Source organism: Anabaena sp. UHCC 0253, assembly GCF_009712085.1.
Classification (GTDB): Bacteria; Cyanobacteriota; Cyanobacteriia; order Cyanobacteriales; family Nostocaceae; genus Dolichospermum.
Window position 1 is genome coordinate 333,101 of record NZ_VILD01000005.1, and the last position, 7,924, is coordinate 341,024.

General features: G+C 37.6%; 7 protein-coding genes and 1 pseudogene. 3 read left to right on the forward strand and 5 right to left on the reverse strand.

The genetic code is table 11. The annotated features are described in order from the left end of the window. Both FJR38_RS28595 and FJR38_RS15795 read right to left on the reverse strand, forming a co-directional pair. The coding region (locus FJR38_RS28595) for a hypothetical protein (RefSeq protein WP_254449483.1) at positions 1–393 on the reverse strand (393 nt) is incomplete at its 3' end. Between the two features lie 90 nt (positions 394–483). Next, on the reverse strand, positions 484–3,117 hold the full coding sequence (locus FJR38_RS15795) for a hypothetical protein (RefSeq protein ID WP_168538061.1): 2,634 nt from the start codon (positions 3,115–3,117) through the stop codon (positions 484–486). Between the two features lie 1,097 nt (positions 3,118–4,214). On the opposite strand from FJR38_RS15795, the gene thrC reads away from it, so the two are divergent. Together thrC and FJR38_RS15805 are read left to right on the forward strand one after the other, a co-directional pair. After that, entirely contained in the window at positions 4,215–5,519 is a 1,305-nt protein-coding gene (thrC, locus tag FJR38_RS15800; RefSeq protein WP_168538063.1) for a threonine synthase, read from the forward strand. Positions 5,520–5,618: 99 nt separating this feature from the next. Then, a complete protein-coding gene (locus FJR38_RS15805; RefSeq protein WP_168496623.1) occupies positions 5,619–5,894 on the forward strand; it encodes a MoaD/ThiS family protein in 276 nt (91 codons plus the stop codon). Positions 5,895–5,907: 13 nt separating this feature from the next. On the opposite strand, the gene FJR38_RS15810 is transcribed toward FJR38_RS15805, so the two are convergent. Beyond that, the gene (locus tag FJR38_RS15810; RefSeq protein ID WP_168538065.1) at positions 5,908–6,291 is read right to left on the reverse strand and encodes a hypothetical protein; all 384 of its coding nucleotides are present in this window, start codon (positions 6,289–6,291) and stop codon (positions 5,908–5,910) included. Positions 6,292–6,492: 201 nt separating this feature from the next. Between FJR38_RS15810 and FJR38_RS15815 the strand changes: the two genes are divergently transcribed. Then, positions 6,493–7,083, forward strand: coding sequence for a DUF2996 domain-containing protein (locus FJR38_RS15815; RefSeq protein ID WP_168538067.1), 591 nt, complete (start codon positions 6,493–6,495; stop codon positions 7,081–7,083). 85 nt (positions 7,084–7,168) lie between these two features. Here the strand turns inward: FJR38_RS15815 and FJR38_RS15820 are convergent, their stop codons facing one another. Together FJR38_RS15820 and FJR38_RS15825 are read right to left on the reverse strand one after the other, a co-directional pair. Then, positions 7,169–7,642, reverse strand: coding sequence for a DUF2726 domain-containing protein (locus FJR38_RS15820; RefSeq protein WP_168538068.1), 474 nt, complete (start codon positions 7,640–7,642; stop codon positions 7,169–7,171). Then, positions 7,642–7,924 (reverse strand): annotated as a pseudogene (locus tag FJR38_RS15825) (hypothetical protein); the annotation flags it as partial. The pseudogene FJR38_RS15825 and the gene FJR38_RS15820, both read right to left, overlap by 1 nt.

A 7,924-nucleotide genomic window follows, 5' to 3' on the forward strand; every position in this document is an offset into this window, starting at 1 on the left:
ACCGTCAATACTGTATGTAATTTGAGCCGCACCTGGTGCTTTGATTGACTGCAATACTAAAACTGTACCCTTGGGAATCGGTCCATTGAGTGCTAGGTTTTTGAGGGGGCGATCGCTCTTATTTTCCGCAACCACTGTATAACGTACCACGTCCCCTGGTTTCACCTTACCTGTTAAAGCTTCCCAAGTAATTTTTTCTTTACCTTGTGCATCCTTAGTAATTACCTGCTTTTCACCCTGTAATTGTACCTGTACAGGTTTTTGTTTTTGGGGAGTTTGAGCAACAGCAATATTGTTTGATTTAATCAGTGTTAATACAGAAACATGAGTAATAAATGGCAATCCAGCAATTAAAGCAACTGCACCTAAACTGGCAAAACTAAATCGTTTCATAACATCACCTTCAAAAAAAGAAATGATCAAAATAGGAATTAATAAGTAGGGGTTCAGTAATACTAAACCCTTACAAAACCGACAAAAACCCTAGTTCACCTTACGTCTAAAAGTAAAGGTTCTTTCTACACCAGGAGCTATCTGAACAGTGATACTATTCTCATACTTAGTAACATCCGTAGCTTGTGTAGTTCCTGTTGTTGCTGCGCCAGCAGAACTAGTAGCTGGACTACCACTAAAATAAGTAATGGTTGCACTAGCAGGTACAGAATCTACCGCACTATTAGCAACATTACTAGTATCAATGATGCCATTTGCATCTTGATCTAACGCCCAATTACCATTAGTTCCAGTACCATCTTCAGTAATTGTCAGTCCGGAGACATTCAAGATCACATTATTGGTAGCAGGTGCTGTATTAGTCTCCGAAGCAATATTCTTGTAACGGATTTGATACTCAATAATTTCTCCAGGTTGAGGATTTCTGGGTACGTCATTACTTATATCAGCATCAACATTAGGAGTAGTAGCAAAATCACTTTGACCAGATCTTGGTGCTGGTAAAGCATTACCACTAGCATCTAAAATGCGAGAGAATTTCACCAGTTTCAAGAAGCCTGTATAGACTCTATTAATGGTGGTATTTTGAATGTCATTGGCATCTAAACCAACAGTACCACTATCAATAAAGGCTGTAATAGGAACTGGATAGCCCCTTTCAATATCTGTAGAAAGCTGTGTACCTGCTGGTAAATCTACAGCCACAGTATAGTTAGCCGTATTTGTAACACCAGCAGGAACATTAATTACAATTGGTGCATCAGATGTTGTAAATGCAGTACCGTTGTAAGTATATGTTGCTGTAGTTGTAGGATTAGCAGGATCACTGATAACTACTATAGTTCCAGTAGGTAATGCTCCTGCTGTTGCGGGTGGAGTAGGCAATAATGTAATGTTAGATGCCGCAGAACCATCATTTCTGACAGTGTTAGTAAACGCCACCGAAGCCGGATCAATTGTGCTACCAGGGGCTGTATTTGCAGGTACAGCAGAAGATTTGTTAGTGAAGTCATCATTATTACTTGTTGGACCTACCGCAGCAGGTTGACCACTTGGACCATTGAAGAGAGCGGCAGTATCAATTGTGAATTGATTAGCTTCACCAAGTGGTCCAGCACCATCGTTACCATTATTGGTAGTTTCTGTACCTGTTTCTGGAGTAGCTGGATTATCTATATAACCATCATCAACAGCCGTCTCGTCTATCGTATCAGGAACACCATCACTATTACTATCAGTACCAGGGAAGCCAGTACCAGGTTCATAGTTACTGGGGTTGTTGTCTCCAGACTCTTCGTAAACAGGTAATGTACCCGGAGTATTTGGAGTGTTAGTACCCCCAAACAATTGGGCAATATTTGCAATACTTAGAGGTGCAGTAGCTGTTAACTTCACTTTAACTGTGACAGAGAAGCCAGTTACTGATGTACCAGGGGCTACAGAAGTTAGAGTAGCTTTGTTAATAAAACCTATACGAGTGACTTGTGATAATGCGTCACTATCTTTTAAAGTACCACCTGCACCAAAACGTTTCCATAGTGCTTTATTGGCATCTTTATACCCACTAACGTTTTGATCCGCAGGTTCGATAGTATAAACAGCTTCCCAGTTTGCATTGGGTGGAGTAGGTGCTGCATTTAATTCCGTATCTTTAGGAATCGCATCAGATATTAAAATGTATGGTGTAGCAGGATTAGCATTACCATCAATATTAATATCGTTAATACCTTGCAGTGCTACTGGGGTAATATTTGTACCTGCTGGTGCAGTGGTAGCAACATTAAGACTTAATCCATAAGTAACAGTATCATCTGTGACATTTGAAGGTGTACTGTTATTATTGTGATTGCTGCGTGTTTTCAGTAAAGTTGCCAAGGCGTAATCTTTAGCACCAACAGTGGCCGTCTGATTTGCAGATGCTTCTTTTTCCCCTCCTAGTGGTGGTCCATCCACATCATTAGTATCGGAGTCAGGTAAATCTTTAGTGCTAAGTTCTTCCGTTGCAGTGGTAACATTTGATGGTTGGTTTTGAGTATCAGGATCAGGTGTATTACCTAATTGTACGTTAATAGTTGTTCCTGGTGTAGCAGCAGGATTAATTGTTACTGGTACACGAATTAATATAGTACCAACTGGAACTGTAGTTGATGGTATATTCTGTGCTGGATTGTAAATAGGAATTGTGGATGTTACTGGGGTTGTGGCAGATGAAATCCAGTTTTGTCCACCATCTATACTATATTCTATAGTTCCTACTGTGCCTGCACCTGCCACTGATTCTGCAAGTGTTACTGTGGTAGGAATATTAAATGTAGTAGGATCATTACCAATGTTAGTAACTTTAAAGTTGTAGGTTAATACATCTCCTATTTGAATCGTACCAGCCGTATTGTCACTTACACCATCAGCAACTGCATTAATACCAGTTACTTCGGCTACTGTTACTGTTACGGTGTTGGAGGTAGCTGGTATTTTTGTCCCTGGAACATTGGGATCTTCGTATTCAGCGGTAGCTGTGTTACTTATACTTGTACCCGCAGCAGTACCATCGGCCAATGCAGGAGTAATAAAGGGAAAAATTCCATTAGTAATAAATGCTGTAGCAACTAAGGCACGCAACACCCGGAATTGCCGCTGTTTTAAGGTTTTTTTGGTAGAATGCATCTGAAAAATATACCTGATTAGTAGAAATAAAATGGAAAGACTTGTTGTTTACAGCTACTGAAAGAATGTGACACCAAATAAAGTTTTATTGCCTGTATTTGGCGAATTTTGCGTTAATAACCAATTAGGCATTTAATTTACTTGATCCTTTGTCCGAGACAGGAACAAGGATTCTTGTGTCAATGAGCAAATTTGCCTAAAGTTGTTTCCCTTATGGGTCACTACAGTTAGAGCAATTTTTGCTAAATAAAATCGAAAATCGTGATTATTTAGATATTTTTCACGATTTTATAATTTCAGTAGATTACTTATTGTCATGGTTAATCATGAACACTTTATGACTATACCTTTGAAGTATCCCTAAATCTACTCGATTCAAAAAAAAATTTACAAACTCTTCATGTTTTCTTCAATAAAATTACATAGAAAGCACTGAGGTGTTTCAGCGCAAATAATCATTAATTTGTAAATTGGTTTTGTGACACTATTTAAATAGTCATTCAGGCAGTTTTATACATTTATATAGTTTACGTAGCTAGATAAAATATTAAATACAAGTATGATTTGTATTCAGAAAATATCCCCAAAAAGCTTTTATAGCCAGCATCATAGCTATAAAATGCGTCAGGTAATACATTATAAAAATATTAATAAAACTAAAATTGAGAATAAATTTGCTAGGTGCATCAGTTCTAATTTACTTTCATGTTTATGGAGTTATCTTGTGACACTATCTTAAAGTGGTCATTTAATACAGTTATAAGACGTACAAGCTTGCGGATAGTTAACAGCAATTGTTGGGTAAATAGACATCTCTCATAAATATCATACCCAAATATAGTAGGTAACAAGTGCTATACAACGGGGACAAAGTTGAAAGTCTTTTTGTGTATAGGTTTGATCATTAGTTAATGTCCTAAATTACTTTGTCCGTTGCTATATCTGAAATCTTCTCCGAAAAATACCGGATTTTATTTCAGCTTATTTTTAGTCTCAGAAAATTAATCCCGACAAAAATAGTCGGGTATGTTTGACGTGGATTTTGCCTCGTGCTAGTATCATTTCAAAGTTGACGGACATCCAGGGAAAGCGAACTTATGACTCAGGCGATTACAAACCTCAACCAAGCCAACACTTCTATACTAAAAGCCTTGAAGTGTAAAGAATGTGGAGCAGAATACGAGCTAAAAGCCACTCATGTATGTGAGTTGTGTTTTGGACCGTTGGAAGTCAAATATGATTACAATGTGTTGAAAAGCTTGGTAAGTCGGGAAACTATCGAAGCTGGTCCTAATTCCATTTGGCGTTACCGTCACTTTTTGCCCGTTGCCACTGATAACTTTATAGATGTGGGAACAGGAATGACTCCCTTGGTGCGATCGCACCGTCTTGCCCGTCGCCTGGGTCTAAATAAACTTTATATTAAAAACGATGCCGTGAATATGCCCACCTTGAGCTTCAAGGATCGGGTGGTATCAGTAGCACTTAGCAGAGCCAGAGAATTAGGTTTTACTACCGTATCTTGTGCTAGTACAGGTAACTTAGCAAATTCTACAGCCGCGATCGCTGCCTACGCTGGTTTAGATTGCTGTGTATTCATCCCTTCTGATTTAGAAGCTGGTAAAGTCATTGGTAGTTTAATTTATAGTCCTACCCTGATGGCAGTTAAAGGCAACTATGATCAAGTTAATCGCCTTTGCTCAGAAGTTGCTAATACACACGGTTGGGGTTTTGTCAACATTAACCTCCGTCCTTACTACTCCGAAGGTTCTAAAACATTAGCCTTTGAAGTTGCCGAACAACTAGGTTGGCAATTACCAGATCATATAGTTGCGCCTTTAGCTTCTGGTTCTTTGTTCACCAAAATCTATAAAGGTTTCCAAGAATTTGTAGAAGTGGGCTTAGTAGAAGGTAAAGACGTTCGTTTCAGTGGCGCTCAAGCGGAAGGTTGTTCTCCTATTGCCACAGCATTTAAAGAAGGTAGAGACTTTATTCAGCCAGTTAAACCCAATACAATTGCTAAATCCATTGCTATTGGCAACCCAGCAGATGGGGTATATGCTGTAGAAATAGCTCAAAAAACCAACGGTAATATTGAATCAGTTAATGATGCAGAAATTATCGAAGGCATCAAACTATTAGCAGAAACCGAGGGCATCTTCACAGAAACCGCAGGTGGTACAACCGTTGCTGTTCTCAAAAAATTAGTAGAAGCTGGCAAAATTGATCCAGATGAAACCACTGTGGTTTACATCACTGGCAACGGTTTGAAAACCCAAGAAGCAATTCAAGGCTACATTGGCGAACCTTTGACAATTGATGCCAAACTAGACAGTTTTGAACGAGCTTTAGAAAGATCCCGCACACTTGATCGCTTAGAATGGCAACAAGTTCTAGTTTAGAAGCTTTGGCGGTTTTTAACCGCAGCTATACAAACAAAGTCCACCTCCGTGGACTCAATAAAAATTAAAGCTCACTCACTAACAATTAACGTTTAAACAATGGCCGTAAAAGTTTTAGTTCCCACCGTTCTACAAAAGTTTACAAACGAGCAAGCTGTCCTAGAATGTAGTGGTAGTAATATTTCTGAATTGTTTGATTACTTAGAAGTCAGCTATCCTTCTATGAAAGGGCGTTTGCGTAAGCCAGAAGGAGAGCCTTTACGGTTTTTGAATTTCTATGTCAACAGCGAAGATATCCGCTTTTTACAAAATACGGAAACACCCCTTCATGATGGTGATGAAGTGAGTATTGTTCCCGCTGTTGCTGGTGGTTGATAGGAGTCAGGAATCAGGATTTTTTTCCCGATTCCCTATTTCCTGATCTAGTTAATTGCGATCGCCATTCTAAATTATTTGGGACACTATTTAAAACTATTCTTTTATAATCTTCGTCTTCTAACTCAATATTTAAAACATTACCAAAATCATCTTTTTTGGTGACATACCAAAACTCCTTACCTTTGTCTGTGTAATAAGTTCCAGCTTTAATTAATCCAGGAACAAAACTACCAGGTGCGCGGATTTCTTTCCAGTTATTTGGCGGTAAGTCTGTTGTAACTTCGATAATATGAGTTAGTGGTATTTGCCAAAGCTTATTAAACCGAACAGCTAAAAGTTGTTCTTTTAAAGAAAATTCTATTTGCAACTTATCGTCAATTATACTTAAGTTCATAATCAACCCTGTTAACTTTACGCCAACATTGCATTCCTATAATAGCATTATCTGTTACCAATCTAAAATAGATAGAAAGTATCAGATAATCGTTATATATAAATAGTTGTGGCTATGCTCTGGTATGTCAAAATAGAGATAACTGACTACCCAAAGGTGAGCAATAGCTCTAAAAGCTAGATTAAAGGATTAACCTGAGCAATGGCAGAAGAAACCAATCAAAATCAAGCGGGAGATGTGACTCCCAATGTTGCTGGAGAAACCATTCCTAGCCGCAAAGAACCAGTAGCTACCGACCTACCTACAGCCAACACGCCAGACCCCAAAACAGCAAACCCAAAAGTTAATCCCAATGCTGCTGCACCTGCTACAGAAAAACCTGACGCAGCCGCTAAAGCTCCCAAAAAGGAAAAACCTCCAGCAGTTGAAGACAAACCTTTTGAAGAGTTTATGCAGCAGCACTACCTCCCAGCATTGCAAGAAGCAATTACTAAAGAAGGTGTGCCAGATATAAAGCTGACTTTTGCAAGACAGAAGTATCCTATCATTGGTTTTGATTCAGCGGAAGAATGCTGGCAAGTTATGGGTTCTTGGCAAGAGGGAAAGCGCAAGTTTAACGTATATTTCCCTGATGCAAATATTCAAGGTAAAAAGGGATTTTCCTGTAATGAAGGCAAAAAACCGAGTACCCTGGAATCATTTTTGATTGACGAGCGCAAAACTACTCTAGATTTATTAGTATCTCGGTTAGTATATCGTTTGAATGGTCAAAAATGGCTAGGTAGAAATTAGTCAACAAAATCATAAGTAACGACTTCATAAATGGGGGTCGTTACTTATTTTTAGATAATTTGACAGAATAATAAATCAGAAATTACTATGCTATGGCTAGAACATTAGCAAAATTAGATGGTTCGCAATAATTTCTAATTAAAGCTTTAGCATTATCTCGTTTTTCTCCTGTGAATAAATTAAATATTACTTCTTCATTTTGGGAGTAAAGATGTAATAAACCAAAGTTTTTAATTCGTGAATAAAGTAGGGGAACTCCTGCTAATTTTAGTAAGTGTAATTTTTTATTATCACGCTCTCTTGCATCATGAGAATCATGATATGTAGATTGAAATTCCACAACTAAACAAGGTTTATAGTCTTTGTTTGTAATAAGAGCGTCTACACTAGAGCTAAAGAAGAAGTTTCTGAGTTTAATATCAAGGTTGCTACCTAATTCACAAAATGAGCATAAGCTTACCTGTGTATGAATTTTATAATTCTCATCTATGCAAGTTTGGAGAAATTCTAGCATTCTTTCTTCGTAAGGATTAACCAGTCTTTTGAGTTTTACAGACATTAGTTTTTCTCCATTAATATTTTTGCAAAATGGTGAATAAATTCTTCTAAAACTTCAGTGGAGTTAATACATACTTGTAATGTATAGGGAAAAAGCTTGTCCTTACTTTCATCTTTAAGTCCAATTTTCAAGCAACACTTACTTGTATCTAAGTCTTTTAATAGAGGATGATTATTGAAATATTCTTGAAGTTTATCAAAGCTATTTATATCATTGTTATTTATTTTCTCTAATTTAAAATTAGAAATTTTATTATCAATATAAAAATCTTGATGTTCAGAA

Bases quoted from the DNA above. Each gene is read 5' to 3' on its own strand.
- FJR38_RS15795 (WP_168538061.1), bottom strand. From the start codon at position 3,117: ATGCATTCTACCAAAAAAACCTTAAAACAGCGGCAATTCCGGGTGTTG.
- thrC (WP_168538063.1), top strand. From the start codon at position 4,215: ATGACTCAGGCGATTACAAACCTCAACCAAGCCAACACTTCTATACTA.
- FJR38_RS15805 (WP_168496623.1), top strand. From the start codon at position 5,619: ATGGCCGTAAAAGTTTTAGTTCCCACCGTTCTACAAAAGTTTACAAAC.
- FJR38_RS15810 (WP_168538065.1), bottom strand. From the start codon at position 6,291: ATGAACTTAAGTATAATTGACGATAAGTTGCAAATAGAATTTTCTTTA.
- FJR38_RS15815 (WP_168538067.1), top strand. From the start codon at position 6,493: ATGGCAGAAGAAACCAATCAAAATCAAGCGGGAGATGTGACTCCCAAT.
- FJR38_RS15820 (WP_168538068.1), bottom strand. From the start codon at position 7,642: ATGTCTGTAAAACTCAAAAGACTGGTTAATCCTTACGAAGAAAGAATG.